This window comes from Paenirhodobacter populi, from assembly GCF_004022215.1.
Classification (GTDB): domain Bacteria; phylum Pseudomonadota; class Alphaproteobacteria; order Rhodobacterales; family Rhodobacteraceae; genus Rhodobacter; species Rhodobacter populi.
This window is the reverse complement of the sequence record NZ_SAUZ01000002.1, coordinates 300,058-325,873: the sequence shown is the minus strand read 5'-3', so window position 1 is coordinate 325,873 and position 25,816 is coordinate 300,058. Positions and strand designations below refer to the sequence as shown.

The 25,816-nt window shown below is 66.3% G+C and carries 25 protein-coding genes; 14 read left to right on the top strand and 11 right to left on the bottom strand.

The features are described from left to right. On the bottom strand, nucleotides 1–126 hold a 126-nt coding region (locus tag D2T30_RS03135), incomplete at its 3' end, for a GTP-binding protein (RefSeq protein WP_231555447.1). 236 nt (nucleotides 127–362) lie between these two features. Here D2T30_RS03135 and D2T30_RS03130 point away from each other — a divergent pair. Then, on the top strand, nucleotides 363–1,232 hold the full coding sequence (locus D2T30_RS03130) for a DUF533 domain-containing protein (RefSeq protein WP_128207582.1): 870 nt from the start codon (nucleotides 363–365) through the stop codon (nucleotides 1,230–1,232). Nucleotides 1,233–1,239: 7 nt separating this feature from the next. Here D2T30_RS03130 and D2T30_RS03125 read toward each other — a convergent pair whose 3' ends face one another. Together D2T30_RS03125 and D2T30_RS03120 are read right to left on the bottom strand one after the other, a co-directional pair. Continuing rightward, complete coding sequence (locus tag D2T30_RS03125) at nucleotides 1,240–2,250, bottom strand: LLM class flavin-dependent oxidoreductase (RefSeq protein ID WP_128207581.1); 1,011 nt, start codon at nucleotides 2,248–2,250, stop codon at nucleotides 1,240–1,242. A gap of 55 nt (nucleotides 2,251–2,305) precedes the next feature. Beyond that, nucleotides 2,306–3,226 carry a DMT family transporter gene (locus tag D2T30_RS03120; RefSeq protein WP_241651182.1) on the bottom strand — a complete coding sequence of 307 codons (921 nt, stop codon included), beginning with the start codon at nucleotides 3,224–3,226 and terminating at the stop codon, nucleotides 2,306–2,308. A gap of 211 nt (nucleotides 3,227–3,437) precedes the next feature. Between D2T30_RS03120 and D2T30_RS03115 the strand changes: the two genes are divergently transcribed. Continuing rightward, a complete protein-coding gene (locus D2T30_RS03115; protein WP_241651181.1) occupies nucleotides 3,438–4,994 on the top strand; it encodes an acetyl-CoA hydrolase/transferase family protein in 1,557 nt (518 codons plus the stop codon). Between the two features lie 22 nt (nucleotides 4,995–5,016). Here D2T30_RS03115 and D2T30_RS03110 read toward each other — a convergent pair whose 3' ends face one another. Beyond that, the gene (locus tag D2T30_RS03110; protein WP_128207579.1) at nucleotides 5,017–5,673 is read right to left on the bottom strand and encodes a glutathione S-transferase; all 657 of its coding nucleotides are present in this window, start codon (nucleotides 5,671–5,673) and stop codon (nucleotides 5,017–5,019) included. A gap of 100 nt (nucleotides 5,674–5,773) precedes the next feature. Between D2T30_RS03110 and D2T30_RS03105 the strand changes: the two genes are divergently transcribed. Continuing rightward, a complete protein-coding gene (locus tag D2T30_RS03105) occupies nucleotides 5,774–6,985 on the top strand; it encodes a polyhydroxyalkanoate depolymerase (protein ID WP_128180715.1) in 1,212 nt (403 codons plus the stop codon). 325 nt (nucleotides 6,986–7,310) lie between these two features. On the opposite strand, the gene D2T30_RS03100 is transcribed toward D2T30_RS03105, so the two are convergent. From D2T30_RS03100 to speB, 4 genes are all read right to left on the bottom strand, one after another. After that, nucleotides 7,311–8,924 carry an FMN-binding glutamate synthase family protein gene (locus D2T30_RS03100; protein ID WP_380727685.1) on the bottom strand — a complete coding sequence of 538 codons (1,614 nt, stop codon included), beginning with the start codon at nucleotides 8,922–8,924 and terminating at the stop codon, nucleotides 7,311–7,313. A gap of 99 nt (nucleotides 8,925–9,023) precedes the next feature. Then, nucleotides 9,024–10,058, bottom strand: coding sequence for a DUF475 domain-containing protein (locus D2T30_RS03095; protein ID WP_128207578.1), 1,035 nt, complete (start codon nucleotides 10,056–10,058; stop codon nucleotides 9,024–9,026). A 401-nt stretch (nucleotides 10,059–10,459) separates the two neighbouring features. Then, entirely contained in the window at nucleotides 10,460–10,906 is a 447-nt protein-coding gene (locus D2T30_RS03090) for a hypothetical protein (RefSeq protein ID WP_128207577.1), read from the bottom strand. Further along, a complete protein-coding gene (speB, locus tag D2T30_RS03085; RefSeq protein ID WP_128207576.1) occupies nucleotides 10,903–11,871 on the bottom strand; it encodes an agmatinase in 969 nt (322 codons plus the stop codon). The genes D2T30_RS03090 and speB overlap by 4 nt, the downstream gene beginning before the upstream one ends. 160 nt (nucleotides 11,872–12,031) lie before the next feature. Between speB and D2T30_RS03080 the strand changes: the two genes are divergently transcribed. Further along, nucleotides 12,032–12,571: an RrF2 family transcriptional regulator gene (locus D2T30_RS03080; protein WP_128207575.1), complete on the top strand. Its 540-nt coding sequence runs from the start codon at nucleotides 12,032–12,034 to the stop codon at nucleotides 12,569–12,571. 154 nt (nucleotides 12,572–12,725) lie between these two features. Continuing rightward, entirely contained in the window at nucleotides 12,726–12,890 is a 165-nt protein-coding gene (locus D2T30_RS22995; protein ID WP_164884186.1) for a hypothetical protein, read from the top strand. Nucleotides 12,891–13,034: 144 nt separating this feature from the next. Here D2T30_RS22995 and ndk read toward each other — a convergent pair whose 3' ends face one another. After that, the gene (gene ndk, locus D2T30_RS03075) at nucleotides 13,035–13,457 is read right to left on the bottom strand and encodes a nucleoside-diphosphate kinase (RefSeq protein ID WP_128180725.1); all 423 of its coding nucleotides are present in this window, start codon (nucleotides 13,455–13,457) and stop codon (nucleotides 13,035–13,037) included. A 235-nt stretch (nucleotides 13,458–13,692) separates the two neighbouring features. On the opposite strand from ndk, the gene D2T30_RS03070 reads away from it, so the two are divergent. The 8 genes from D2T30_RS03070 to D2T30_RS03035 all read left to right on the top strand — a co-directional run bounded on the left by D2T30_RS03070 (nucleotide 13,693) and on the right by D2T30_RS03035 (nucleotide 23,049). Continuing rightward, nucleotides 13,693–15,546, top strand: coding sequence for an ABC-F family ATP-binding cassette domain-containing protein (locus D2T30_RS03070; protein ID WP_128207574.1), 1,854 nt, complete (start codon nucleotides 13,693–13,695; stop codon nucleotides 15,544–15,546). A gap of 34 nt (nucleotides 15,547–15,580) precedes the next feature. Next, complete coding sequence (locus tag D2T30_RS03065) at nucleotides 15,581–16,516, top strand: nucleoside hydrolase (protein ID WP_128207573.1); 936 nt, start codon at nucleotides 15,581–15,583, stop codon at nucleotides 16,514–16,516. A 46-nt stretch (nucleotides 16,517–16,562) separates the two neighbouring features. After that, a complete protein-coding gene (locus D2T30_RS03060) occupies nucleotides 16,563–17,984 on the top strand; it encodes a protein adenylyltransferase SelO (protein ID WP_128207572.1) in 1,422 nt (473 codons plus the stop codon). A gap of 26 nt (nucleotides 17,985–18,010) precedes the next feature. Continuing rightward, nucleotides 18,011–18,724 carry an endonuclease/exonuclease/phosphatase family protein gene (locus tag D2T30_RS03055; protein ID WP_128207571.1) on the top strand — a complete coding sequence of 238 codons (714 nt, stop codon included), beginning with the start codon at nucleotides 18,011–18,013 and terminating at the stop codon, nucleotides 18,722–18,724. Between the two features lie 90 nt (nucleotides 18,725–18,814). Further along, nucleotides 18,815–19,687, top strand: a complete 873-nt coding sequence (locus D2T30_RS03050; protein ID WP_128207570.1) for a DMT family transporter — start codon at nucleotides 18,815–18,817, stop codon at nucleotides 19,685–19,687. Between the two features lie 98 nt (nucleotides 19,688–19,785). Beyond that, a complete protein-coding gene (gene eno, locus D2T30_RS03045) occupies nucleotides 19,786–21,060 on the top strand; it encodes a phosphopyruvate hydratase (RefSeq protein ID WP_128207569.1) in 1,275 nt (424 codons plus the stop codon). A 178-nt stretch (nucleotides 21,061–21,238) separates the two neighbouring features. Further along, nucleotides 21,239–22,744, top strand: a complete 1,506-nt coding sequence (locus tag D2T30_RS03040; RefSeq protein ID WP_128207568.1) for a VPLPA-CTERM sorting domain-containing protein — start codon at nucleotides 21,239–21,241, stop codon at nucleotides 22,742–22,744. 104 nt (nucleotides 22,745–22,848) lie between these two features. Beyond that, nucleotides 22,849–23,049: a CsbD family protein gene (locus D2T30_RS03035; RefSeq protein WP_128207567.1), complete on the top strand. Its 201-nt coding sequence runs from the start codon at nucleotides 22,849–22,851 to the stop codon at nucleotides 23,047–23,049. 69 nt (nucleotides 23,050–23,118) lie between these two features. On the opposite strand, the gene D2T30_RS03030 is transcribed toward D2T30_RS03035, so the two are convergent. Then, complete coding sequence (locus D2T30_RS03030; RefSeq protein WP_128180743.1) at nucleotides 23,119–23,370, bottom strand: DUF2312 domain-containing protein; 252 nt, start codon at nucleotides 23,368–23,370, stop codon at nucleotides 23,119–23,121. 141 nt (nucleotides 23,371–23,511) lie between these two features. Here D2T30_RS03030 and D2T30_RS03025 point away from each other — a divergent pair, with 141 nt between their 5' ends. Further along, the gene (locus D2T30_RS03025) at nucleotides 23,512–23,727 is read left to right on the top strand and encodes a hypothetical protein (RefSeq protein WP_128207566.1); all 216 of its coding nucleotides are present in this window, start codon (nucleotides 23,512–23,514) and stop codon (nucleotides 23,725–23,727) included. A gap of 3 nt (nucleotides 23,728–23,730) precedes the next feature. Here D2T30_RS03025 and D2T30_RS03020 read toward each other — a convergent pair whose 3' ends face one another. Next, a complete protein-coding gene (locus D2T30_RS03020) occupies nucleotides 23,731–25,698 on the bottom strand; it encodes an enoyl-CoA hydratase/isomerase family protein (RefSeq protein WP_128207565.1) in 1,968 nt (655 codons plus the stop codon). Nucleotides 25,699–25,816: the final 118 nt, after the last annotated feature.

Below are 25,816 nucleotides of genomic sequence, written 5' to 3'. Positions count from 1 at the left end.
GTAGGCCTTGAATTCGCCGAAATACTTCGTGATCGCAGCCGTCAGCGTCGTCTTGCCGTGGTCAACGTGGCCGATCGTGCCGATGTTGACGTGCGGTTTCGTCCGTTCAAACTTTGCCTTTGCCATTCGCGGGCGCCTCGTGTTTGGGGGCCGGCACCGGCCCGAGTCAATATCGGGCCGCTAACTATTGCCCCGGAGGGGAAAAATCAAGACCGCATCGCAGCTTTTGCCGCATCTGCCGCAGATCGCCGCCCCACCCGCGCCCGCGCCGCGAAAACTCGTTCCCCGGCGCGCATTTCCCCTCGGCACGGGACGGCCGGAGGGCTAGACTGCCGCAACCTTGCAACAAAGGAGATTGCGCCATGTCCCTGATGAAGACTCTCGCCAAGGTGGCGATCGGGGTCGCCGTCGCGAAGGGTGTTTCGACGCTTGCGAAGGGCAGCCAGTCGGGCCGAATCGGCACGGGCGGCGCGACGGGCGGCGCAACCGGACGCGGCGCGGGCGGCGGGCTCGAAGACATGATGGGCTCGATCCTCGGCAACGGCCGCGCAAAGGGCGCGGGCACGGCCACGGCCGGCGGCAGCATCGGCGAATTGCTGAACGAGCTTGGCGGCGCCGGGCAGACCACGCGCGGCACGCCGCGCACCACGACCCGCGCCGGCCAGCCGGATCTGGGCGCGATCCTTGGCCAGTTGACCGGAGGCTCCGCGGGCGGCGGTCTGGGCGGAGTGCTCGGCCAACTCGCCTCGGCCGGTGCGGCGGGCGGGCTTGGCGGCCTTCTGGGCGGCATGCTGTCGGGTCAGGGCGGCGGGCTTGGCGGGGCGCTGGATCAGGCCTTGCGCAACGGCGGCGAACCCGATGCCGCCCCTGCCCCGGAACAGGAACTCGCCGCGGCGGTGCTGCTCAAGGCGATGATCCAAGCGGCGAAGGCCGACGGGCAGATCGACGCCAATGAACAGGCGAGGCTGATGGACAAGCTCGGCGATGTCAGCGCCGAGGAACGTGCCTTCGTGCAGGCCGAACTGCAGGCCCCGGTCGATCCCGAGGGGCTGGCGAAGCTGGTGCCCGCCGGGCTGGAATCGCAGGCCTACATGATGTCGCTGATGGCAATCGACCTCGACAATCAGGCCGAGGCGCAATACCTCGACCGGCTGGCGCGGGCGCTTGGCCTGCAACCGGCCGAGGTCAACGGCATCCACGACCGGCTGGGCGTGCCGCAGCTTTACGCCTGACGACGGTTCAGGCCCCTTTCGCGGGGGCCTGATCGCCGATCCGCCGCATCGCCTCGGCCCCGATCTCGAAACTGCGCAGCCGCGCGGCGTGGTCGAAGATGTGGCCCGTGAGGATCACCTCGTCGGGGCGGTAAGTGTCGATATAGCCGCGTAGGCGCGCCTCGACGGTCTGCGGATCGCCGACTGCGGTCACCCGCAACTGCCGTTCCGCCATGGCGATTTCCTGCGGCGAGGCGACCTCGCTCAGATCCGCCAGCGGCGGCGGCAGAGGCCCCGCCTGCCCGCGCCGCAGATTGACGAAACTTTGCAGCATGGACGAGCGCAGCAGATGCGCCTCGGCCTCCGTCTCCGCCGCGAACAGATTCACCGCCAGCATGAAATGCGGCGTCGCGATCTGCCCGGGGCGGAAGCGGTCGCGATAGACCTCGACCGCCTGATCCAGCGCGTCGGGCGCGAAATGCGAGGCGAAGGCATAGGGCAGACCCAGATAGGCCGCGAGCTGCGCGCCGAAGAGCGAGGAGCCCAGCATCCACACGGGCACATGCGTCCCCTGCCCCGGCACGGCGCGGACCGGCTGGCCCGGCTCGGCGTCCTTGAGGAAGCCCAGCAGCTCGACCACATCCTCGGGAAAGCGGTCGGCGTTCAGCGCACCGCGCCGCAGCGCCTGCGCGGTCAGCTGATCGGTGCCCGGTGCGCGGCCGAGGCCAAGATCGATCCGCCCCGGAAACAGCGTCTCCAGCGTGCCGAACTGCTCGGCCACCTGCAGGGGCGCATGGTTCGGCAGCATGATGCCGCCAGCGCCCACCCGGATCGTTTTGGTATGTTCGGCGACATGGCAGATCACCACCGCCGTCGCGGCCGAGGCGATGCCGGTGGAATTGTGATGCTCCGCCAGCCAATAGCGGTTGTAGCCCCAGCCCTCGGCATGCTGGGCGAGCGATACGGTGTTGCGGAAGGCGTCGGCCGCGGTGCCGCCCCGCGGGATGGGCGAAAGGTCGAGAAGCGAATAGGGGATCATGTGAGGCTCCTTTCCCCGTTATCTAGGGCGGCGCGGACGCCGGGTCACCCCCACGTTAGCCTTTGCCCGCGCGGCTGGCGATCACGATCCCGGAAAGAATCGCGGCAAAGCCGATGGCGTGGTAGAGATGCAGATGCTCGCCCAGAAAAATCGTCGACAGCACCGCGCCATAGACCGGCAGCAGGTGGATCGACTGCGCTGCCAGCGCCGGCCCGGCAAGCGAGATCGCCCGCATGTACAGAAGCGTCGCCAGAACCGAGGGCACGATCCCCACATAGGCCATTGCCGCCAGCGTGCCCGGGGTCCAGACCGGCACCCGGCCCGAGGCGACCTCGACCGCCAGCGCCGGCATCAGCAGCACCAGCGTCATGGCGATCTGCACCGTCAGCAGGCCGAGCCGGTTGATCTCCGCCGGCACGCGGGTCATCAGCAGCGTATAGACCGCCCAGCATATCATCGCGCCGAAGATGATCAGATCGCCGATGGAAAACTCCAGCGCCACCAGCCGCGCCCATTCGCCATGCAGGATGATGACCAGCACCCCCACGATCGACACCGCCAGCCCCGCCACCTGCGCAAGCTTCAGCGCCCGGCCCCAGAACAGCGCGCCAAGGATCAGGATCAGCACCGGGATGGTCGAGTTCAGCAGCATCCCGTTCGAGGCCGTGGTATATTGCAGCCCGACATAGGCGAGCGTGTTGAACAGCGTCACCCCCGGCACGCCGATCGCCACGACCAGCTTCCAGTGCGCCCGATACCAGCGCCAGTCGCGCCGCAGATGCGGCAGCGCAAAGGGCAGCAGGAACAGCAGCGCGATCAGCCAGCGCGCCACGCTCAGCGCGATGGGCGGCAGATCGCCCCGCATCGCGCGCGCGACGATGAAGTTGCCCGACCAGAACAGCGACGGCAGCGCGAGCGCCATCGCCGCCCGCATTCCGAACCGGCCCTGCGCCGATGTCCCGCCCGTATCCGTCATGTCAGGTCCTCCCCCGCCTTCCTTGCGGGAAATCCCTGCGATCGGCAAGAGGGCGCCCGCGCCATGCGTCTGTCGCAGGTCACCCGAGCAAATCCATGCACCCATCGCATACCTGCCCACACATGGACAAAATGTCACGGGCGTGTTTCGCTCCCCTCAGTTCCACCCGTGTTTCAGGGTGAGCCCTGTCGTTCGCAGAGGGAGGATCAGCGTGACGACCACAGCCAGAACCGCAGCCAATACATTGACCGCAACCCTGAACCCCCGCATCCGCCATTCCGGTTTCGCCGCCCTCGTGACCAGCGCCGAGGATGCCGCCGCGATGATCGGCAATGGCGCGACCGTCGGCATGTCGGGATTCACCGGATCCGGATATCCGAAGGCCGTGCCCACGGCGCTTGCCGCCCGCGCCGAGGCCGAACATGCCGAGGGACGCCCGTTCCGCGTCCGGGTGCTGACCGGCGCCTCGACGGGACCGGAGCTTGACGGCGTGCTCGCCCGCGCCGATGCGATCGAATTCCGCACCCCTTTCAACACCGACCCCTTCCTGCGCGACCGGATCAACAAGGGCGAGACGGATTACGTCGACATGCACCTGAGCCAGCTCGCCCCGATGGTCTGGGGCGGGATCTACGGCGATCTCGACGTCGCGGTGGTCGAGATTTCTGGCATCACCGAGAACGGGCAACTGGTCCCCTCGGCCTCGATCGGCAACAACAAGACCTGGCTCGACCGTGCCGACCGGATCATCCTTGAGGTGAACAGCTGGCAATCCGCGGAACTGGAGGGGATGCACGATGTCTATTACGGCACCCGCCTGCCGCCGAACCGGGTGCCGATCCCGCTGATCCGGCCCGACGACCGGATCGGCCAGCCCTATTTCGACGTGGATTTCTCGAAGGTGGTGGCCGTCGTCGAAACCGATGCGCCGGACCGCAACGCCCCTTTCACCCCGCCCGATGAAAACGCCCGCCTGATCGCGGGGCACCTGATCGAGTTTCTGGAGCACGAGGTGAAGCGCGGCCGCCTGCCCCGCTCGCTGCTGCCGATCCAGTCGGGTGTCGGCAATGTGCCGAACGCGGTGATGACGGGGCTGTGCGACGCGCCCTTCGACCCGATGACCGCCTATACCGAGGTGGTGCAGGACGGCATGCTCGACATGCTCGACGCGGGGGCGCTGCGGCTCGCTTCGGCCACGGCCTTCTCGCTGTCCACCGATGCGGCCGAGCGGTTCAATTCCAACGCCGGCGCCTATCGCGGCAAGCTGATCCTGCGGCCGCAGGAAATCTCGAACCACCCCGAACTCGTGCGCCGTCTGGGCGTGATCGCGATGAACGGGCTGATCGAGGCCGACATCTACGGCAACGTCAATTCGACCCATGTGATGGGATCGCGGATCCAGAACGGCATCGGCGGCTCGGGCGATTTCGCGCGCAACAGCTTCATGTCGATCTTCCTGACACCCTCGACCGCGAAGGGCGGCAAGATTTCCGCGATCGTGCCGATGGCGGCGCATGTCGACCACATCAGCCAGGACGTGCAGGTGATCGTCACCGAACAGGGGCTGGCCGACCTGCGCGGCCTTGCGCCGAAAAAGCGCGCCGCCGCGCTGATCCAGAACTGCGCCCATCCGAGCTATCGCCCGCTGCTCGAGGATTATTTCGCACGGGCGATGCGGGACAGCTGGGGCCTGCACGCGCCCCGGATCCTGCCCGAGGCGCTGTCCTGGCACCAGCGTTACATCGAAACCGGCTCGATGATGCCATAAGGGGGCGCCTTCTGGCGCCCTCTCAGAATTCCACCTCAAGCTCTTGGATTTCCTCGGGTTCTTCCAATGCGCTTTGGGTCCATTCGCGCATCGGTTCCCAGTCGAGGATCCGGTCCACATAATCCGCGCAGGGCAGATCGAGCGGCACCGCATAGGTGCGAAAGCGCGAACAGACCGGCGCATACATCGCATCGGCGACGCTTGGCTTGGCGCCGAACAGGAACGGCCCCTCATAGGCGGTCAGGCATTCGCGCCAGATCGTCTTCACCCGTTCCACATCCGGCCGCGCACCCGAAAAGATCTTGAAGCTCTCGTGCCGCGACCGGATGTTCATCGGCAGCGCCGAGCGCAGGTTGTAGAAGCCCGAATGCATCTCGCCCGAGATCGACCGGCAATGCGCCCGTGCGACCTTATGCGCGGGATAGAGCCCGGCCTTCGGAAAGGTCTCGTGCAGATATTCGGCGATCGCCAGCGTATCCCAGACCTCCACCCGCCCATGCGTCAGCCGCGGCACCAGCACCGAGGGCGACAGCAGCAGCAATTCCTGCCTTGCCCCGACGTCATGCAGGTCGACCGGCTTTTCAATGACGGGCAACCCCGCCATCTTGCACAACAACCAGCCGCGAAGGCACCAGGAAGAATAGTTTTTTGATGAAATTGTAAGCGTCGCTTGTGTCATGGCTCCTCCGACTGGATTCAGCGTGCACCTTTCGGCAGATTTGACGCAGGGTGGACCCGGGCAGGACCAAGCCGGAATCGGCAGAAAAGGAAAACGCATCATGCTTTATGCAGCCTATCAGGGTCTTGATGATTTTTTCGCCCCTTTTCGAACGGCGGCGAATCTGGCCCTGTCCCTGACCCCGCGCGGTGACGGGGTCTTCGCCGGGCTGATGCGCCCGCAGGCCGCCGCGCTGGAAATGGTCACCCGCTTCCGTCTGGGCCACAGCCGGCCGAAATTCGGCATCGGCACCATCCGGGTGGACAACCGCGACGTCCCGGTGCGCGAAGAGGTGGTGCTCGACCTGCCCTATGGCAAGCTGCTGCATTTCCGCCGCGATATGGATACGCCGCAGCCCAAGGTTCTGGTCACCGCGCCGCTGTCCGGTCACTTCGCCACGCTTCTGGCCGGCACGATCCGCACGCTGCTGCGCGACCATGACGTTTACGTCACCGACTGGACGAATGCGCGCGACGTGCCGCTTTCGGCGGGGCGCTTCGGTGTCGACGAATATATCGACTACGTGATCCGCTTTCTGGAAGAGATCGGCCCCGGCGCGCATGTGCTGGCCGTCTGCCAGCCCTGCGTGCAGGCGCTGGCCGCCGTCGCCGTCATGTCCGAGGCGCGCAACCCCGCCACGCCGCGCTCCATGGTGCTGATGGCAGGCCCCATCGACGTGCGCGAAAGCCCGACCGAGGTGAATGCGCTGGCGAATGAAAAGCCGCTCGACTGGTTCCGCCAGAACGTCATCGCCACCGTGCCCTACCGCTATCCGGGGGCAGGACGGCGGGTCTATCCGGGCTTCGTGCAGCTTTCCGCCTTCATGACGATGAATATGGAGCGGCATCAGAGCCAGCACCGGAAGCTGTTCGAATCCCTTGCCGCCGGCGATGCGGCGGAGGCGCGCCGGATCAAGGATTTCTACGACGAATATTTCGCCGTGCTGGATCTGACCGAGGAATTCTACCTCGAAACGATCGACCGGGTGTTCCAGAAGGCCGAGCTGGCCCGCGGGGAATTCACCTGGCACGGGCAGCCTGTCGATCCCGGCGCGATCCGCAACACCGCGCTCCTGACGGTCGAGGGCGGGCGCGACGACATCTGCGGGCTCGGCCAGACCTCGGCCGCGCATGACCTGTGTTCCTCGTTGCGCCCGCATCTGAAGCGCCACCACATGCAGGCGAACGTCGGCCATTACGGCACGTTCAACGGCCGCCGGTGGGAGAACGAGATCTATCCGGTCGTGCGCAACATGATCCTGGCGGTCGAATAAACGCGCGTTTCAAGAGGTGGATGGCAGGTAGGGGGCCAGCCCCCTCGCGCGTCCCGCGCTCACCCCCGGGATATTTCAGGAAAGATGAAAGACAAAGAGGCGGTTCGGACGGCCTTGAAGCGCGCAATTCAATATTCGCACGCCAATTTTCCGGCACGGACAAATGTCTCGACAAATGTTTCAAGGCCATCCCGACCGATTACTTCTCCATCATCTTTCCTGAAATATCCCGGGGGTGAATTGGCCGCAGGCCAAGAGGGGGCGGCGCCCCCTTTCTGCCATCCACCCGCGTCCACTGTCCTTGTTTGCTCATACCCGCGGCGGATCAGATCCCGCCGTCATTCGCCTCGAACGCCTCGGCTCGGGCACGGCGCCAGCGTTTGAGATAGCCACGGCCGTCCTCTTCCTCGCGCAGCAGGAAGCCCACGGGCATGTAGGCGTAAACCTCATCGCCCACGACCATGTCGCGGTCCTTCTCGCGCATCAGGAAATGCTGCGGCATGAACTTGCCCGGATGGTCGAGCCCCGCCGCCCCGGTCATCTCCGCCAAAGCCTTCATCGTGTTGCGGTGGAAATTCGCGACCCGTTCCGCCTTGTCCGGCACGACAAGCGCGCGCTGGCGGATCTTGTCCTGCGTCGCCACCCCGGTCGGGCAGCGGTTGGTGTGGCACGACTGCGCCTGAATGCAGCCGACCGCGAACATGAAGCCGCGCGCCGAATTGGCCCAGTCCGCCCCAAGCGCGAAGACCTTGGCCAGATCGAAGGCCGAGATCAGCTTGCCCGAAGCCCCCAGCCGGATCCTGTGCCGGATGCCCGCCCCGCGCAGGGTGTTGTGGGCGAAGGTCAGCCCCTCGATCAGCGGCATGCCGATGTGATTGGCGAATTCCTGCGGCGCGGCGCCGGTGCCGCCCTCTTTCCCGTCGATGACGATGAAATCGGGGGTGATGCCGGTTTCCAGCATCGCCTTGACCATGCACATGAATTCACGCCGGTGCCCGATGCAGAGCTTGAACCCCACCGGCTTGCCACCCGACAATTCGCGCAACTGCGCGATGAAGGCCATCATTTCCAGCGGCGTCGAAAAGGCCGAATGCGCGGCGGGCGAGATGCAATCCACCCCCATCGGAACACCCCGCGCCTCGGCGATCTCGGGCGAAATCTTGGCCGCCGGCAGCATCCCGCCGTGGCCGGGCTTCGCCCCCTGGCTCAGCTTTATCTCGATCATCCTGATCTGCGGATCGACGGACAGTGCCGCGAAACGTTCGGGGCTGAAGCTGCCGTCGTTGTTGCGACAGCCGAAATAGCCGGATCCCACCTCATAGATCAGATCGCCACCGCCCTGCCGGTGATAGCGCGAAATGCCGCCCTCGCCGGTGTCATGGGCAAAGCCCTGCTTCTTCGCGCCGGTATTCAGCGCGAGGATCGCATTCGCCGACAGCGCGCCGAAGCTCATGGCCGAGATGTTGTAGATCGACGCCTCATAGGGCTGAAGGCAATCCGGCCCGCCGATCGTCACCCGGAAATCGGTGTCGGCGATATGTTTCGGGCGCACCGAATGGGTGATCCACTGATAGCCCGAATCATAGACCCGCATCCGGGTGCCGAAGGGGCGCGCCGACTCGATCCCCTTGGCGCGCTGATAGACGAGCGTCCGTTCGTCCCGCGAAAAGGGTTCCTCGTCATCGTCGCTTTCGATCAGATACTGGCGGATCTCGGGGCGGATCTCCTCGAACATGAAGCGCAGATGGCCGAGGATCGGATAGTTGCGCAGGATCGAATGGTGCTTTTGCATCATGTCGTAGACGCCAAGCGCGGTCAGCATCCAGAACAGCATCGCCAGCGGCACGAACCAGCCCGACAGGACGATACCGGCGGTGCATGCGATGGCGAAAAGCACCGACGCCCCCCAGACCGAAAAACGCAGATAAGTCGAGATCACGCCGTCCTCCAGGCTAGGCGGCAGACTGCCTGCTGCAATCTTGCCGGGAAACCTTGCCGTTTCGTGAAAACCTAACGAAGCCGCGCCTTCTGTCCAGCCTTATTGCGGATGCCGGGCGCGGTAGCGCAGCGAGGAAATGAAGGCGAGCCCGATCAGCGTCGCCCCCAGCAGGCCGGTCACCGCTTCGGGCACATGGATGAGCGTCTGCGCGAACATCACGAGGCTCAGGATCAGCACCGACCAGAAGGCGCCGTTTTCCAGATAGCGGAACTGGGCAAGGGTGTTGCGCTCGACCAGCATGATGGTCATGGACCGCACATACATCGCGCCGATACCCAGCCCGATGGCGATCAGGAACAGGTTCTGCGTCAGCGCGAAGGCCCCGATCACGCCATCAAAACTGAACGAGGCATCCAGCACCTCAAGATAGAGAAAGGCGCCGACCCCGCCCTTAGCCGCTTCCGCCGCCATCGAGGCGCGATCGAGCACATGCCCCAGAACCTCGACCCCCAGAAAGGTCACCACCCCCGCAACGGCGGCGAACAGGAAGGTGTTCTCGGTCTCCGGCGGCAGGATCCATGTGAACAGCATGACGACCCCCAGCACCACGCCCACCTCGATCCCCCGCATCGGCGCGCAGGCGCGCAGGAACCGCTCCAGCGCGGCGATCCAATCCACGTCCTTGTCGCTGTCCATGAAATAGCTGAGCGCCACCAGCATCAGGAACGCCCCCCCGAAGGCGGCGATTGAAACATGCGCCGAGCCGATGATCCGCGCATATTCCGCGGGCTGCGTTGCGGCAAGGCGCAGCGCCTCCAACGGGTCGATATGGGCGGCCAGCACGACGATCAGCAGCGGGAAGATGATGCGCATGCCGAAAACGGCGATCACGATCCCCCAGGTCAGGAAGCGGCGCTGCCACTTGTGGCTCATGTCCTTGAGCCGATTGGCATTGACGATGGCATTGTCGAACGACAGCGAGATTTCCAGCACCGCAAGGATCGCCGCGATCAGCAGGAAGCCCACCGCCCCCCGGACATTCTGCGAAAAGCTCCAGCCGAGCCAGAGGGCGAGGATCAGACCGACGAAGGTGAAGGCGAAGGCGCCCCCGAAATACTTGATCGTCGTTTTCATCGTCCCCGTCCCGATCGCCATCTGCTTGCCGACGCGCATTGGCGCCGGGGGCCGACATAGGCCGATGCGCCCGGGGGTTCAAGAAATTGCCCCGATTCCGACGAAATGCTTTGGCATGTGAGGTTTTCAGGTCGGTTTTCGCGCGCGGTTCAGAACCCGAAAGGTGCAGGCCTGCGGGACGGTCGGCAGGGGGCGCCGCCCCCTCGGGCCAAAGGCCCTCACCCCCGGGATATTTATGGAAACACGAAAGCATCATGGGTTTCGGAAAGCCCAGACTCCGACAGGATCCGGGTTCCTTCATCTTTCCTCAAATATCCCGGGGGTGAATTTGCCGTCAGGCAAAGAGGGGGCTGGCCCCCTGCGGCCCATCCGCCATCGGATCGTTCGGTCCTGAGGCGCGCCTATTGCAGCCCGGCGCGGGACATCCACTGGCGGATCCGGTCCTCGGCGCGCGAGGCCTCGACGCCCAGACCAAAGTCCAGCACCGCCGCATGGCCGCGCAGATGGATGCGGTTGCCCTCGATCCACAGGTTGGTGATCTCGGGCAGGCCGAGAAGGGGGCTGCGGGTGACGAAGGTCACGAGCCCCTCTTCGGCCGTGCCTTCCAAAAGTGTGGTGCCGGCCGAGGCGCCGGCGATCTTCACCAGTTCCTGAAGCGTGGCGCGCGGCGCGGGGACCTGGCGCACGGCCTCGAACCCCTCACCGTCGCGCCAGTCGCCCTCGGCATGCTGTTCGGTGCCCATCCGGTGATAGGCATCCACCGAAACCGGCGTCAGGCGCAGCCACAGGGCCGCGCCGCACAACGCCGCCATCGCGACTGCAAGGGCTGCGAACAGCCACCGGATCATCGGGCCTCCCGCCGGGTCCAGCCGTAGAGCGCGATCAGCTCGGTCGCGACATGGGCGCCGGCGATGGCGGTGGCGCCGGTGGTGTCGTAGGGGGGCGACACCTCGACCACATCGCCGCCGACAAGATCGATTCCGCGCAGGCCGCGCAGCAGCGCCGCCGCCTGCCACGAGGCCAGTCCGCCCCAGACCGGCGTGCCCGTGCCCGGCGCGAAGGCCGGATCGAGGCAGTCGATGTCGAAGGTGACATAGGTCGGCCGTTCCCCCACCACCGCGCGGATGCGGCGCAGGGTTTCCTCGATCCCCGCCTGATGCACGAAGGGCGCGTCGAGGATGGTGATGCCGAGCGTATCGGGATTGTCGGTGCGGATCCCCACCGAAACCGAGGTCTCGGGATCGACCACGCCGGTCTTCACCGCCTTGTATAGGAAGGTGCCGTGGTCGATACGGTCCATGTCGTCGTCGGCCCAAGTGTCGGAATGGGCATCGAACTGGATCAGCGCGACGGGGCCGAACTTTTCCGCATAGGCGCGCAGGATCGGCAAGGTGATGGAATGATCGCCGCCCAGGGTGATCGTCCCCGCGCCTTGCGCCAAAATCCCGGCGATATGGGATTGCAGCCGTTCGGGGAAGGCCGAGGTCTGGGCGTAGTCGAAGGCCAGATCGCCGTAATCGACAATGCTCATCTCGCTCAGCGGATCGTAGCCCCAGCCGTAGGGCGCGTCGAAGGCCTGCAGGGTCGAGGCCTCGCGGATCGCGCGCGGGCCGAAGCGGGTGCCCGGCCGGTTCGTCACTGCCTGATCGAAGGGCACGCCGGTGATCGCCAGATCCACCCCGGCCAGATCCTTGGAATAGGCCCGGCGCAGGAAGCTGACGGCACCGCCGAAGGCGTTCTCATAGGCGAGGCCCCGCCGCTCGGTCCGGGTGAAGGCCATGTCGATCTGGTGTTTCGCGTCTTCGAGTGCCATGCAGCTCCTCCTTTCTGCCAGAACTGACCCGCGCCCGCGAAAACGTCAAGCGTCGGTGCGGAAACGGGCCATCGAAACCCGATTCCGCGACAGGATATGATCTGGGTCAATAACAGCCCCTGAATCGCGCGCTAGGCTGGATGAAACTCCGGGGGTAGCCATGAGACTGACGATCCGCACCAATCTTGCCATGCGCTGCCTGATGTTCTGTGCCGTGAACAACGACAGGATCGTGCGCAAGCATGACATCGCGAACCTGTGCAACGCCTCGGAAAACCATCTGGCGCAGGTTGTGAACACGCTGGCGCAGCAGGGCTTCATCGAGACGCAGCGCGGCCGGTCGGGTGGGATGCGGCTCGCGCGGCCGATGGACCAGATCGGCGTGGGCGAGGTGCTGCGCGCCTTCGAGGCCACCCTGCCCTTTGCCGAATGCTTCGACCCGGAGGCGAATACCTGCCCGCTGAGCGAGGCCTGCCTGTTCCGCGATGCGCTGAGCGTGGCGATCGAGGCATTTTACCGTGCGATGGACGATTGGACGATCGGCGATCTGGTGCGGGACAATGCGGCGCTCGACCGGCTGCTGGCATTGCCCGGGGGCCGCGGCCTGCCGATCTGCGGCCGGGGCGAGGCGCGGATGCCGCCCCCCGAACCGCGGGTGGCTGAACCCCGGATCCCTGCGCCAGACGCAAGGGTGTCATGAAACTATGGTGAAATTGTAACATCCCTGCGAGAACGTTTGCTTTGCATCTGCGGCATCTTGACGCAGAGCCTGTGGTCTTCTACCTCGGAGCCACGCCGCAGTTCCCAACACACCGCCTTATCCCAAGGCCATGCGGCGCAACATGAGGCAAACAATGCAAAACTCGCAACAGATGGGTGCGCAGCAGCAGGCTTCGCAATTCGAGGCCAGCCAGTTCGACGCCCGCCGGCCGGGCGTGCAATCGGCCCCGGCCCCGCAGCAGACCACCGCGACGACGCAGACCACGGCTGTCCGGTTCTCGGACTGGGCGGCGATCTGATCCACTGGCCTGCGGCCCACCAACCGCTATTTGAAACGCCCGCGACCCGATGGCCGCGGGCTTTATCTTTTCCGTCGGCCTTTTTCGATCCGCCCATGAAAAAGGCCGCCCGAAGGCGGCCCTGATCGGTCTGTCGACCCGGCCTCAGCCGACGATTTCGAGACCCGAGAAGAAGAAGGCGATTTCCTGCGCGGCGGTTTCCGGCGCATCCGAGCCGTGGACCGAGTTTTCGCCCACGGAAAGCGCGAATTCCTTGCGGATCGTGCCGTCGGCAGCCTGCGCCGGGTTGGTCGCGCCCATCACTTCGCGGTTCTTCAGGATGGCGCCTTCGCCTTCCAGAACCTGCACGACGACCGGCTCGGACGCCATGAACTCGACGAGTTCACCGTAGAAGGGGCGTTCCTTGTGGACTTCGTAGAACTTGCCGGCCTGTTCCGACGACAGCTTGATGCGCTTTTGCGCGACGATGCGCAGGCCCGCTTCTTCGAACTTGGCATTGATCTTGCCGGTCAGATTGCGGCGGGTCGCATCGGGTTTGATGATCGAGAGAGTGCGTTCGATGGCCATGAGGGAAGCCTTTCCAGGTTTGGTCCGGGTCTGTCCGCCCGGTCAGTATTGATGACGCGCCTGCTAGCATGGGGCGCAGGCATTGAAAACCCCTGCAATGGGTCCCCTATGACCGGGGAATGGCAACAGTTCCGTGACGAAACCCGGCATTTCGATCCGGGCTGTTGCGCGCCTGAAACGCCATCCCGCAAATGCCCCCGTTGACGGGGGCTCCGGGCTCGGGCAGGACTGCGCAATGCTGAAGATATCCGACATCACCTATTCGGTCGAGGGCCGTCCGCTGTTCGAGGGCGCCTCGGCCACCATCCCGGACGGCCACAAGGTCGGGCTCGTCGGCGCGAACGGCGCCGGCAAGACGACGCTGTTCCGCCTGATCCGCGGCGAGATCGCGCTGGAATCGGGCGAGATCTCCCTGCCCTCGCGCGCCCGCATCGGCGGTGTCGCGCAGGAGGTGCCTTCCTCCTCGACCTCGCTGCTCGATACGGTGCTGGCGGCGGATACCGAACGCGCGGCGCTGCTGGCCGAGGCCGCGACCGCCACCGATCCCCATCGCATCGCCGACATCCAGACCCGGTTGGCCGATATCGACGCCTGGTCGGCCGAGGGCCGCGCCTCGGCGATCCTCAAGGGGCTGGGCTTCGACGCCGAGGCGCAGTTGCGCCCCTGTTCGGATTTCTCCGGCGGCTGGCGGATGCGCGTCGCGCTGGCGGGGGTGCTGTTCGCGCAGCCCGACCTGCTGCTGCTGGACGAGCCGACGAACTACCTCGACCTCGAAGGGGCGCTGTGGCTCGAAAGCTATCTGGTGAAATACCCGCATACGGTCATCATCATCTCGCACGATCGGGAATTGCTGAACCGGGCCGTGGGGTCGATCCTGCATCTGGAAAACCGCAAGCTGACGCTGTGGAGCGGCCCCTACGACCAGTTCGCCCGCCAACGCGCCGCCGCCCGCGCCGTTCAGGCCGCCGAGGCGAAGAAGCAGGAGGCCCGCCGCGCCCATCTGCAAAGCTTCGTCGACCGCTTCAAGGCCAAGGCGTCGAAGGCCGTGCAGGCGCAGGCCCGCGTCAAGATGCTGGAAAAGATGGTGCCGATCAACGCGCCCGAGGAAGCCGCGAAAGTCGCCTTCAGCTTCCCCGCGCCGGAACAGCTTTCGCCGCCGATCATCGCGATGGAGGGCGCCTCGGTCGGCTATGACGGCAAGCCGGTGCTGAAACGGCTCGACCTGCGCATCGATCAGGACGACCGGATCGCCCTGCTGGGCAGGAACGGCGAGGGGAAATCCACGCTTTCCAAGCTGCTGGCCGGGAAACTTCCGACGATCGACGGGACCATCACCCGCTCCTCGCGGCTGCGCATCGGCTATTTCGCCCAGCATCAGGTCGATGAACTGGACCTGAACGCCACGCCCCTGCAACATCTGCAACGGCTTCGCCCGAACGAGCACCAGTCCCGGCTGCGGGCGCGGCTTGCGGGCTTCGGGCTGCATGCGGATCAGGCGGAAACGCTGGTGCGCAAGCTTTCGGGTGGGCAGAAGGCGCGGCTGTCGCTGCTGCTGGCGACGATCGACGCGCCGCATCTGCTGATCCTCGACGAACCGACGAACCACCTCGACATCGAAAGCCGCGAGGCGCTGGTCGAGGCGCTGAACGACTATTCCGGCGCCGTCATTCTGGTCAGCCACGACATGCACCTGCTGTCGATGGTGGCGGACCGGCTCTGGCTGGTGAAGGACGGCGCGGTCGCCCCCTATGCCGGCGATCTGGAACAATACCGGGCCGAGCTTCTGGCCGGGGATCCGGGCACGAAACCCGCGCCGAAGCCGAAGGAAAAGCCCGCGAAACCGTCGCGCGATACGATCCTCACCCTCCGGGCCGAGGCCCGGAAATGCGAGGAGCGTGTCCACAAGCTGACGGAAATGCTTGGGAAGATTGACGAAATACTGGCGGATCCGGAACTTTACGATGCCGCCCGCGCGAACGACCGCAACAAGTGGCTGCGCAAACATGCCGAGGCAAGCGCGGCCATGATCCGGGCCGAGGAGCTCTGGATGGCGGCGCTCGAGGCGCTGGAACAGGCCGAATCCGTCTGAACGTCACCGAACAACCCATTGCAAAGGAACCGCAATGTCACGCAAGATCATCATCGACACGGATCCCGGACAGGATGACGCGGTGGCGATCCTGCTGGCACTGGCGAGCCCCGAGCTTGAGGTTCTGGGGCTCACCTGCGTCGCGGGGAATGTGCCGCTGCCGCTGACCACCCGCAATGCCCGCGTTGTCTGCGAACTGGCCGGGCGGCGCGATGTGCCGGTCTTCGCCGGCTGCGACGCGCCCCTGCGGCGCAAGCTGGTGACGGCGGAACATGTGCATGGCAAGACCGGCCTTGACGGCTGCGATCTGCCCGAGCCGACAATGCCCCTGCAAGACCGCCATGCCGTCGATTTCATCATCGAGACGTTGCGCCGCGAACCTGCGGGGACCGTCACGCTCTGCCCGCTCGGCCCTCTGACGAACATCGCGACGGCCTTCAACCGTGCGCCGGATATCATTGAAAAGGTGTGGGAAATCGTCCTGATGGGCGGCGCCTATTTCGAGGTCGGCAATATCACCCCGGCGGCCGAGTTCAACATCTACGTCGATCCGGAAGCCGCTGATATCGTGGTGAAATCCGGCTGCGATATCGTGATGATGCCGCTTGACGTGACGCATCAGGTGCTGACCACCCCCGCCCGCGTCACCGCGATCCGCGCCATCGGCACGCCGGTCGCCAGCGTCGTCTGCGGCTGGCTCGACTTCTTTGAACGTTTCGATGTCGAGAAATACGGGGCCACGGGCGCACCGCTACATGACCCCTGCGTCATCGCCTACCTGCTGCACCCCGATCTGTTCGAGGGCCGCTTCGTCAATGTCGAGGTCGAGACGCAGTCCGATCTGACCCTTGGCATGACCGTCGCCGACTGGTGGCACGTGACCGACCGCCCGGCGAATGCCACCTTCATCGGCAAGGTCGATGCAGAGGGATTCTTTGCCCTGCTGACGGATCGTCTGGCGCGGCTGTGACTGGCATGAGGCGCGCGCGCCTCTATATAAAGGACAGGAGGACCCGATGACCCTGCCCTTTGACAACAGCTACGCCCGCATGCCTGACCGCTTCTACGCCCGGCAGGCGCCGACGCCGGTGCGTGCGCCCACGCTGATCGCCGTGAACCGCGATCTGGCGGAGCGTCTTGGCCTCGATCCCGACTGGCTTTCCGGGCCGGAAGGGGTGGAGATGCTGGCGGGCAACCGCATGCCCGAGGGCACCACGCCCATCGCGCAGGCCTATGCCGGGCACCAGTTCGGCGGCTGGGTGCCGCGGCTTGGCGACGGGCGCGCGGTGTTGCTGGGCGAGGTCGTCGCCCTCGACGGACAACGCTTCGACATTCAGCTCAAGGGCGCGGGCCGCACGCCGTTTTCGCGTGGCGGCGACGGGCGGGCATGGCTCGGCCCGGTGCTGCGCGAATATGTGGTCAGCGAGGCGATGGCCGCGCTTGGCCTGCCCACCACCCGCGCGCTGGCGGCGGTGACCACCGGCGAGACGATCGCCCGCGACGGCTTTGCCCGGCCCGGGGCAGTGTTCACCCGCGTCGCGGCCAGCCATATCCGCGTCGGCACCTTCCAGTTCTTCGCCGCCCGTGGCGACATTGAGGCGCTGCGCCTCCTGACCGATCACGTCATCGCCCGCCACTACCCCGAGGCGGACGGCCCCCTTGGCCTGCTGCGCGCGGTCGTCGCGGCGCAGGCGCGGCTGATCGCCGGATGGATGTCGGTGGGCTTCATCCATGGGGTGATGAACACCGACAATATGGCCGTGTCGGGCGAAACCATCGACTACGGCCCCTGCGCCTTCATGGATGCCTACCATCCGCAGACGGTGTTTTCCTCGATCGACCAGCAGGGCCGCTACGCCTATGCGAACCAGCCGCAGATCGCGGCGTGGAACCTTGCGCAACTGGCAAGCTGCCTGTTGCCGCTACTGGGCGAAGGCGATGCGGCGATCGACACCGCCACCGAGGCCGTCAACGAATTCGTGCCCACGTTCCAGCAGGCCTGGCTGCAAAGGTTCGGCCGCAAGATCGGCCTCGCCGCGGCGACCGAGGCGGACCTGCCCCTGATCCAGTCCCTGCTGAGCCGCATGGCCGACAACGGCGCCGATTTCACCCGCACCTTCCGTGGCCTTGTCACCGGCGCGGCACGCGACGAATTCATCGATCCGACCGCCTTCGACGCGTGGGAGCCGGACTGGCGCGCCCGGCTGGCCGGGGAAACCGACCCGAAGACGATGATGGCGCAGGCCAACCCCGTCCGCATCCCGCGCAACCACCGGATCGAAGCAGCCATCGCAGCCGGGGTCGAGGGCGACTACGCCCCCTTCCACCGGCTGAACGCGGCACTGGCGCGGCCCTACGAACCGGATCCGGATTTCGCCGATCTCGAAGCTGCGCCGCTGAACGAGGAACGGGTGCTGCGCACCTTCTGCGGCACATGAATATACGCGGGTAACATACTGCAACAATGACATTTCGTATCGCGTCCTACAATCTGCACAAATGCGTCGGCACCGATGGTCAGCGGGATCCGGAACGGATCCTTGCCGTCATCAACGCGCTGTCCGCCGATGTCGTCGCGCTGCAGGAGGTCGACCGCCGCATGGGCAACCGCCCCGCGGCGCTGCCCGCCTCGCTGATCGACCGGGAAACCGACTTCCGCATCGCCGAGCTGCCCCGCACCGGGCCGGAATCGCTTGGCTGGCACGGGCAGGCGGTGCTTCTGCGCAAGGGCGGGCGGATCGACTCGGCGGATGGCTTCCTGCTGCCGGGGCTGGAGCCGCGCGGCGCCCTGCGGCTGGTGATCGAGCCGAAGGGCCTGCCGCCGGTGACGCTGATCGCCGCGCATCTGGGCCTGCGGCGGATGGACCGGCGCCTGCAATGGGAAGAGATCGCGGCCCGGATGCGCGACGCGCAGGCCCCGGCGCTCGCCATCGGCGATTTCAACGAATGGTCGCGCCAGAAGGGGTTCGAGGCGCTGACGCCGTTCGACCTGCACATCCCCGGGCCGAGCTATCCGTCGCGCGCGCCGATCGGACGGCTCGACCGGCTGGTGACGGGGCCGGGGCTGAAGGTCGAACGGATGGGCGTCTTCGACAGCCCGCTGGCACGGCGCGCCTCGGACCATCTGCCGATCTGGGCGGACATTCAGGTCACCACGCCGCGGCTGATCACGACCTGACGTTGTGCCCGGCACAATCGGGCTCTGGACGTTGCACCGTCTTTGGGGCACAGGGGCGCTGTCCGCCCTCGCCTGATATGGATCCCCCTCATGGAAAACCTGCGCGGCAGCCTGCTCATGGTTGCGTCGATGCTCTGCTTTGCCATCGAGGACATGTTCATCAAGCTTCTGGCACACCGCCTGCCGGTGGGCGAGGTGCTGGCCCTGATCGGGCTGACCGGGGCGATCTGCTTTGCCGTCATGGCGCGGCTGCTTGGCATCCGGTTGCGGGCGCGGCATCTGCTGATCCCGAGCGTGATGGCGCGCAACCTGAGCGAGATGGCCGGCACGATCTGCTTCGTCTGCGCGATCGTGTTCACGCCGCTGTCGCAGGCCTCGGCGATCCAGCAGGCCGCGCCGCTGGCCGTCACGCTTGGCGCGGCGCTGTTCCTGAATGAAAAGGTCGGCTGGCGGCGCTGGACCGCGATCCTCGTGGGGTTCCTGGGCGTGATGATCATCGTGCGGCCGGGCACCGAGGCGTTCTCCGCCCTGTCGCTGCTGGCGGTGTTCGCCGTCATCGGGCTGGCGGCGCGCGATGTGGTGACGCGGCGGATCCCGGCCTCGATCACCTCGATCCAGCTTGGCGCCTATGGGTTCAGCGCGATCGTGCCGATTGGCGTGCTGTTGCTGGTCCTCTTGGGGGATCGCCCGGTCATGCCGACTGGCACCGAGGTGATGAAACTGCTGGGCGCCAGCCTTGTCGGCGTCAGCGGCTATTACGCGCTGATCTGGGCCATGCGGATCGGCGAGATTTCGGTCATCACCCCTTTCCGCTACACGCGGATGATCTTTGCCCTGATCATCGGCGTGACGGTTTTCGGCGAAACGGTGGATGCGGCGACGCTGATCGGCGGTGCGATCGTCGTGGGCTCCGGCCTCTATGCCATCTGGCGGCAGAGCGTGCGCAAACGCGACGCCGCCTGACTTTCCTGCGCTGTCTGTCGCTAACAGCGGGCAAGAGGTCTTTTCGCACCATCCGGGGCGGGCTATAGCAGAACCGAACCGTTTATCCGGAGATCCCAATGAGCACGATCATCGACATCCACGCACGCGAAATCCTCGACAGCCGCGGCAATCCGACCGTCGAGGTGGACGTGATCCTCGAAGACGGCACGATGGGCCGCGCGGCCGTTCCCTCGGGCGCCTCGACCGGCGCGCATGAGGCGGTGGAGCGCCGCGACGGCGACAAGTCGCGCTACATGGGCAAGGGCGTTCTGGAAGCTGTCGCCGCCGTGAACGGCGAGATCGCCGAAAATCTGGTGGGCGAGGACGTGACCGAGCAGGTCGCCATCGACCAGGCGATGATCGAACTCGACGGCACGCCGAACAAGGGCCGTCTGGGCGCCAACGCCATTCTGGGCGTGTCGCTCGCCTGCGCGAAGGCGGCGGCCGATTTCACCATGCAGCCGCTTTACCGCTACGTCGGCGGCACCTCGGCCCGCGTCCTGCCGGTGCCGATGATGAACATCATGAACGGTGGCGAACATGCCGACAATCCGATCGACATCCAAGAATTCATGATCATGCCCGTCGCCGCCGCGAATATCCGCGAGGCGGTGCGCATGGGCTCCGAGGTCTTCCACACGCTGAAAAAGGAACTGCAGGCCGCGGGGCTGTCGACCGGCCTTGGCGACGAAGGCGGCTTTGCGCCCGACATCGCCTCGACCCGCGACGCGCTGGACTTCATCCTGAAGTCGATCGAAAAGGCCGGCTACAAGCCCGGCGAGGATATCTACCTCGCGCTCGACTGCGCCTCGACCGAATATTTCAAGGGCGGCAAGTATGAGATGAAGGGCGAGGGCCTGTCGCTGACCTCGGCCGAAAACGTCTCCTATCTGGCGAAGCTCTGCGCCGACTATCCGATCATCTCGATCGAGGATGGCTGCGCCGAGGATGACTGGGACGGCTGGAAGCTGCTGACCGACGAACTGGGCGCGAAAGTGCAGCTCGTCGGCGACGACCTGTTCGTGACCAACCCGGCGCGTCTGGCCGAGGGCATCAAGAAGGGCGTGGCGAATGCGATGCTGGTGAAGGTGAACCAGATCGGCTCGCTGACCGAAACGCTGACCGCCGTCGATATGGCCCATCGCGCGCGCTACACCAACATCATGTCGCATCGCTCGGGCGAGACCGAGGATGCGACCATCGCCGACCTCGCCGTGGCGACCAACTGTGGCCAGATCAAGACCGGCTCGCTCGCCCGCTCCGACCGGCTGGCGAAATACAACCAGCTTATCCGTATCGAGGAAATGCTGGGCGAGACCGCCGAATACGCGGGCCGCTCGATCCTGAAATAAGGCGGCGATCATCGCGGAAAACCGGACGCCGGGGGCCTATACCCCCGGCGTTTTCATTTTCGGACAGGGTGTTGCGCGGCGAAGTTAACTCAACCGAGAATTGATTTTCCCGGTCGGCTGTCACGCGCCTGTCATCGGGCGGCGATAACAGACCCGTGAAATTAATGATGGGGTTACCATGCTTCGCTCTCTCCTCCTCGCCTCGGTGGCGCTGGCGCCGCTCGCGCTTGCCTCGCAACCGGCTCTCGCAAGCTGCTCGCCGTCCAAGCCCGACAATGGCGATACGGTCACCTGCACCGGCACCGACACCAAGGGCGTCGACCGCAAGGATGTCAACAACGTCACCGTCACGGTGGCGTCCGGCGCGACGGTCACCAATGCCTCGGGCACCGGCAACCACGTCTTCCGCTTCAACGACGGCGCCGATTTCACCATCGGCGGCACGGTGGAAAGCTTCAGCGACAAGGACGCGCTGAACCTTGTCGATGACGCCACGGTCGCGCTGATCGGCGGGACGCTGAAATCCGCCGAAGGCGACGGCGTGCAGGCCGAAAGCGGGCTGACCCTGACCCTCGACGAGGCTTCGGGCATCACCGCCGGCAAGAAGGGCGTGAACGCCGAGGGCGAAAACAACGGCTATATCCTCAACAGCGGCACCATCACCGCCGGCACCAAGGGCGTCGATCTGGGCGACACCAGCGTGGTCGAAAATTTCGGCACGATCACCGCCGGCACCAAGGCGATCGACATCGGCGACGACGCCATCGTGCGCAACTATGGCACGATCACCGCGGGCACCGAGGGGATCGAGCTCGACGATTACGGCATCGTCGAAAACCACGGCACGATCTCGGCGCTCGACGATGCGATCAACGCCGGTGAATACGTCACGATCACCAACTACGGCACGCTGCATTCGCAGGCCGACACTCTGGGCATCGACTTCGTGCAGGATGCGATCGACCTCGATTCCGGCACCATCACCAACTACGGCACGATCCTGTCGGATGACGACGCGGCGATCGACTTCGACGCGACGAAGGATCTGACCACCGCTTCGGTCATCACCAACAGCGGCACCATCAAGGGCGCCGCGGGGATCATCGTCGAGACCGGCTATGACGACGCCGGCAACCTGAACGGCGAAGAGGGCAACCTGGGCATCCAGCATGTCGTGAACCTCGACGGCGGCGTGATCGAGGCGACCTCGGGCCCGGCGCTGAAGCTGGGCGCGGGCGACGACCTCTATTCGGGCGCGCGCGGCTCGGTGCTGATCGGGGTGACCGACCTCGGCCTTGGCGACGACGTGTTCAGCGTCTCGACCGGCGCGACGGTGATTGGCGATGTGTTCCTCGGCGCGGGCGACGACCTGCTTGAGATCACCGATACCGGCGCGGGCAGCTTCGGGCTGTTCGACGGTGGCCTCGGCAACGACGTGGTCAGCTTCGTCGAATATGCCTCGACCGATCTGGTCGGCCTCGGCTGGCTCGACAGCGTGCTGAGCCTGAGCTTCCTCGACGGCTTCAGCCTGAGCCTGACGAATTTCGAAACCGTCTCGTTCAGCGACGCGACCTATGCGATCACGGATCTGAGCCTGCCGTCCGTGCCCGTCCCGGCTCCGGCGCTGCTGCTGATCTCGGCGCTTGGCGGCTTCGGTCTGGTCCGCCGCCTGCGCCGCCGCTGATCTCTGCCGATGCGCGGAAACGGCGTCCTCCGGGGCGCCGTTTTCCTTTGGAACAAGCTCCGCCCTGCCGCGTTTCCCCATCACAATGATGAAAGGAGCACCCGATGAACTGGGATATCATCGAAGGCAAATGGACGCAGCTCAAGGGCAGCGTGAAATCGAAATGGGGCGATCTGACGGATGATGACCTGCAGCAGATCGCCGGCAAGCAGGAACAGCTGTCGGGCAAGCTTCAGGAAAGATACGGCTGGACCAAGGAAGAAGCCAACAAGCAGATCAACGACTTCTTCAAGGATAAGCGCTGAATTGACCGGCGCTGAATGACAAACCCCTCCGGTGCCGTCGCACCGGAGGGGTTTTCATGCACGGGCCCTTCAGACCATGCCGAGCGCCGACTTGTACAGATCGAGGATCGCCTCTTCCTCGGCGATGTCGTCCTTGTCGCGCTTGCGGATGGCGATGATCTTCTTGATCACCTTGGTGTCGTAGCCGCGTCCCTTGGCCTCGGCCATCACCTCTTTCTGCTGTTCGGTGATGTCCTTCTTCTCGGCTTCGAGATGTTCGTATTGTTCGATGAACTGGCGCAGTTCGTCGGCGGCGACATTATAGGCGGCGTCATTGGGCATGAAGGCTCTCCCTCGCTGTGGCTTGCGCCTGACTAGCCCGCGGGCGGGACCGCTTCAAGCGCAACCGGACGGATGCGCGCAGAACCTTGCCAAGCCGGGTCGCAGCGGCTAGGCCCTGCGCGTCGAACAGGGGGCGTGAGGATGGACTATCTGATCTGGGCGGGCGCGGTCGTGTCGGTCGCGGGGCTTTGCGGGATCGTGGCGAGCATCCTGTCCATCCTGCGCGCGCGGCGAGGCGGGCTGGACGACGCGGCCCTGCGCGGCAGGCTGCAGCAGGCGATGACGATCAATCTGGCGGCGCTGTTCACCTCGGTGATCGGGCTGATGATGGTCGTCGTGGGCGTGCTGCTGGCCTGATCCTCAGGCGGCGACCGGTTCGTCCAGCTCGGCGAATCTGCGGCCATTGCGGATCAGCACATCCCACAGCGTGTCGGGCGCCGGGGCGCTTTCGTCGGCCAGCGCGCGCAGCCGCTTGCGCACCGCCAGAAGCCCTGCCCGGTCCGCCTGAAACAGCGGTCCGCCCCGGTGACGCGGAAAGCCCAGCACCGAGATCGCCACCAGATCGACATCCCCCGCCCGATGCGCCCGGCCCTGCTGCAAGGCATCCGCGCCCGCCCGGGCGAGCTCGGCGAGGATGCGCGCGACGATTTCCTGCGGTGCAAGCACCTGCGGCGTGATCCCTGCCTCGCGGCGCAGGGCGCGCAGTTCCTCTTCCTCATCCGGCCAAATCCGTGCGCCGGCCTCGCCGTAAAGCCAGACACCCCTGCCCGCCGCGCGCCCGGTGCGGCCTTCCAGCCCGAGCCAGTTGAGATAGGCCCCCGCCCGGCCATCCCGCGCATTGAACTGCGCGAATGCCGCGGGCAGGCCGCGCCGGTCGAGCCGCGCGAACGGCCCTTCGGCAAAGCCCCATGCGGTCAGCGCCGCATCGACGGCGGCCGGCGTCGCCCCCGCCATCACCATCCGCTCCGCCGCCAGCCAGAACGTCGTCTCGAACGAGGCGGAAAGCCCCTCCGCATGGATCACCAGATCGCGCTCGGCCCGCAGGATCCCGGCCAGCGCCTGCAGGGCGGCGTCGGTTTCCGGCCCGCCTGTCACCTCGGCCAGCGCGGCGGCACGGCTGAACTGCAATTCGCCCGCTTCGCGCTGCCGCACGCCTTCGAGCGCGAGCACCCCCTCACCCGAGGCAAAATGCGTCCGCAGGGCCGCGACCTCCCCCGGACGCGGCGCCGCAAGCACCATCTGCGCGGGCGAGAAATCCGCGATCCCGGCCACCGGCGTCAGCCGGTCCCACGCGGCAGCGCGTTGCGGTTCCGTCAGATGCCCGGCCGCGACACCGGCATGCTGCGCCCGGGCGACGACCTGCAGGATCTGTTCCAGCCGCGCGGGCTCCGAGGCGCCGATCTCGACCGAAACCCCGCGTTCGACCAGCGCATGGGTCAGCCGTTCGGAGGGGTTCCACAGCGCGAGGCGGGTGATCTGCGCCGTCGCGCCCGGCCCGGTCCCGGCCAGCCGCACCGCCCGGCGCCGCGCGGCCAGCACATGGCGCAGCGCCTGCGACATCTCTCCGGCGATCAGATCCGCGCAGGCGACGCCCTCGAAGGTGATCGCCTCTTCCTCGGGCAGCAGCACGGCTGCCTCGCAGACGTCCAGAAGGCGCGCCATGACCTCCGCCTGCGGCCCCTGCCGCGGCTGGCTACGCAGGCGGGCGAGGCTGTCGATATAGGCCTGCGGCTCGGCGATCGCCGCGGCGCGCGGGGCGATGTCATCCGGCAGGTCGGCGGTGATCCCGGTCGCCACCGTATCGCACAGGCCCAGCCGATGCGCCGCCTCGGTCCGCAGGACCTGACCCGAGGTGACGAACTCCAGCGCGGGCTCCACCCCGATCCGGCGCGCGAGCCGCACCATCCCGCCGCCGCCCGGCACGAAGCCAAGCCCGAATTCCGGCGCGGCAAAGCGCGTGCCCGGCCGGGCGATCCGCAGATCCGCCGCCTGTGCCAGCGCCAGCGCCCCGCCCGCGACCAGACCATCCATCAGCGCGATCACCGGCACCGGGGACCGCGCGATCATCGCCGCAAGGTCGGCCAGCGTCGGGGCATCGGCCTGAGCCAGATAGTCCTGCGCGGGATCCGCCGCGACGGGCCAGCCGCCCTCGCCCGCGCGCAGCACGATCGCCCGCAGGCCGGTCCCGGCAAGAGCCTCGGTCAAGGCCCGCTGCAGATCCGCGCGCAGGGCCGGGTCGAAGCCCGCGCCGCGCGGCGCCTCCTGCCGTCCGGCCATCACGATCCGGGCCCATGCGCCGTCCCTCGTCAGCTTCGCGCGTTCCGCCATGCCGCTGAATGCCCTCCTGTCGCCGGTGCGAGTTTACGGGCGCCCCGCCGCCCTGCAAGAAAAACCGCCTTCGCACAGGCGGATAGACCGGCGCGGACAGGCCCGCAACCCTGCAAGC

Coding starts and splice junctions, on each gene's coding strand:
- D2T30_RS03055 (WP_128207571.1), top strand. CDS start 18,011: ATGACATTTCGTATCGCGTCCTACAATCTGCACAAATGCGTCGGCACC.
- D2T30_RS03030 (WP_128180743.1), bottom strand. CDS start 23,370: ATGCCCAATGACGCCGCCTATAATGTCGCCGCCGACGAACTGCGCCAG.
- D2T30_RS03050 (WP_128207570.1), top strand. CDS start 18,815: ATGGAAAACCTGCGCGGCAGCCTGCTCATGGTTGCGTCGATGCTCTGC.
- D2T30_RS03035 (WP_128207567.1), top strand. CDS start 22,849: ATGAACTGGGATATCATCGAAGGCAAATGGACGCAGCTCAAGGGCAGC.
- D2T30_RS03110 (WP_128207579.1), bottom strand. CDS start 5,673: ATGACACAAGCGACGCTTACAATTTCATCAAAAAACTATTCTTCCTGG.
- D2T30_RS03105 (WP_128180715.1), top strand. CDS start 5,774: ATGCTTTATGCAGCCTATCAGGGTCTTGATGATTTTTTCGCCCCTTTT.
- eno (WP_128207569.1), top strand. CDS start 19,786: ATGAGCACGATCATCGACATCCACGCACGCGAAATCCTCGACAGCCGC.
- D2T30_RS03040 (WP_128207568.1), top strand. CDS start 21,239: ATGCTTCGCTCTCTCCTCCTCGCCTCGGTGGCGCTGGCGCCGCTCGCG.
- D2T30_RS03120 (WP_241651182.1), bottom strand. CDS start 3,226: ATGACGGATACGGGCGGGACATCGGCGCAGGGCCGGTTCGGAATGCGG.
- D2T30_RS03095 (WP_128207578.1), bottom strand. CDS start 10,058: ATGAAAACGACGATCAAGTATTTCGGGGGCGCCTTCGCCTTCACCTTC.
- D2T30_RS03080 (WP_128207575.1), top strand. CDS start 12,032: ATGAGACTGACGATCCGCACCAATCTTGCCATGCGCTGCCTGATGTTC.
- D2T30_RS03070 (WP_128207574.1), top strand. CDS start 13,693: ATGCTGAAGATATCCGACATCACCTATTCGGTCGAGGGCCGTCCGCTG.
- D2T30_RS03090 (WP_128207577.1), bottom strand. CDS start 10,906: ATGATCCGGTGGCTGTTCGCAGCCCTTGCAGTCGCGATGGCGGCGTTG.
- D2T30_RS03125 (WP_128207581.1), bottom strand. CDS start 2,250: ATGATCCCCTATTCGCTTCTCGACCTTTCGCCCATCCCGCGGGGCGGC.
- ndk (WP_128180725.1), bottom strand. CDS start 13,457: ATGGCCATCGAACGCACTCTCTCGATCATCAAACCCGATGCGACCCGC.
- D2T30_RS22995 (WP_164884186.1), top strand. CDS start 12,726: ATGCAAAACTCGCAACAGATGGGTGCGCAGCAGCAGGCTTCGCAATTC.
- speB (WP_128207576.1), bottom strand. CDS start 11,871: ATGGCACTCGAAGACGCGAAACACCAGATCGACATGGCCTTCACCCGG.
- D2T30_RS03060 (WP_128207572.1), top strand. CDS start 16,563: ATGACCCTGCCCTTTGACAACAGCTACGCCCGCATGCCTGACCGCTTC.
- D2T30_RS03065 (WP_128207573.1), top strand. CDS start 15,581: ATGTCACGCAAGATCATCATCGACACGGATCCCGGACAGGATGACGCG.
- D2T30_RS03025 (WP_128207566.1), top strand. CDS start 23,512: ATGGACTATCTGATCTGGGCGGGCGCGGTCGTGTCGGTCGCGGGGCTT.
- D2T30_RS03020 (WP_128207565.1), bottom strand. CDS start 25,698: ATGGCGGAACGCGCGAAGCTGACGAGGGACGGCGCATGGGCCCGGATC.
- D2T30_RS03130 (WP_128207582.1), top strand. CDS start 363: ATGTCCCTGATGAAGACTCTCGCCAAGGTGGCGATCGGGGTCGCCGTC.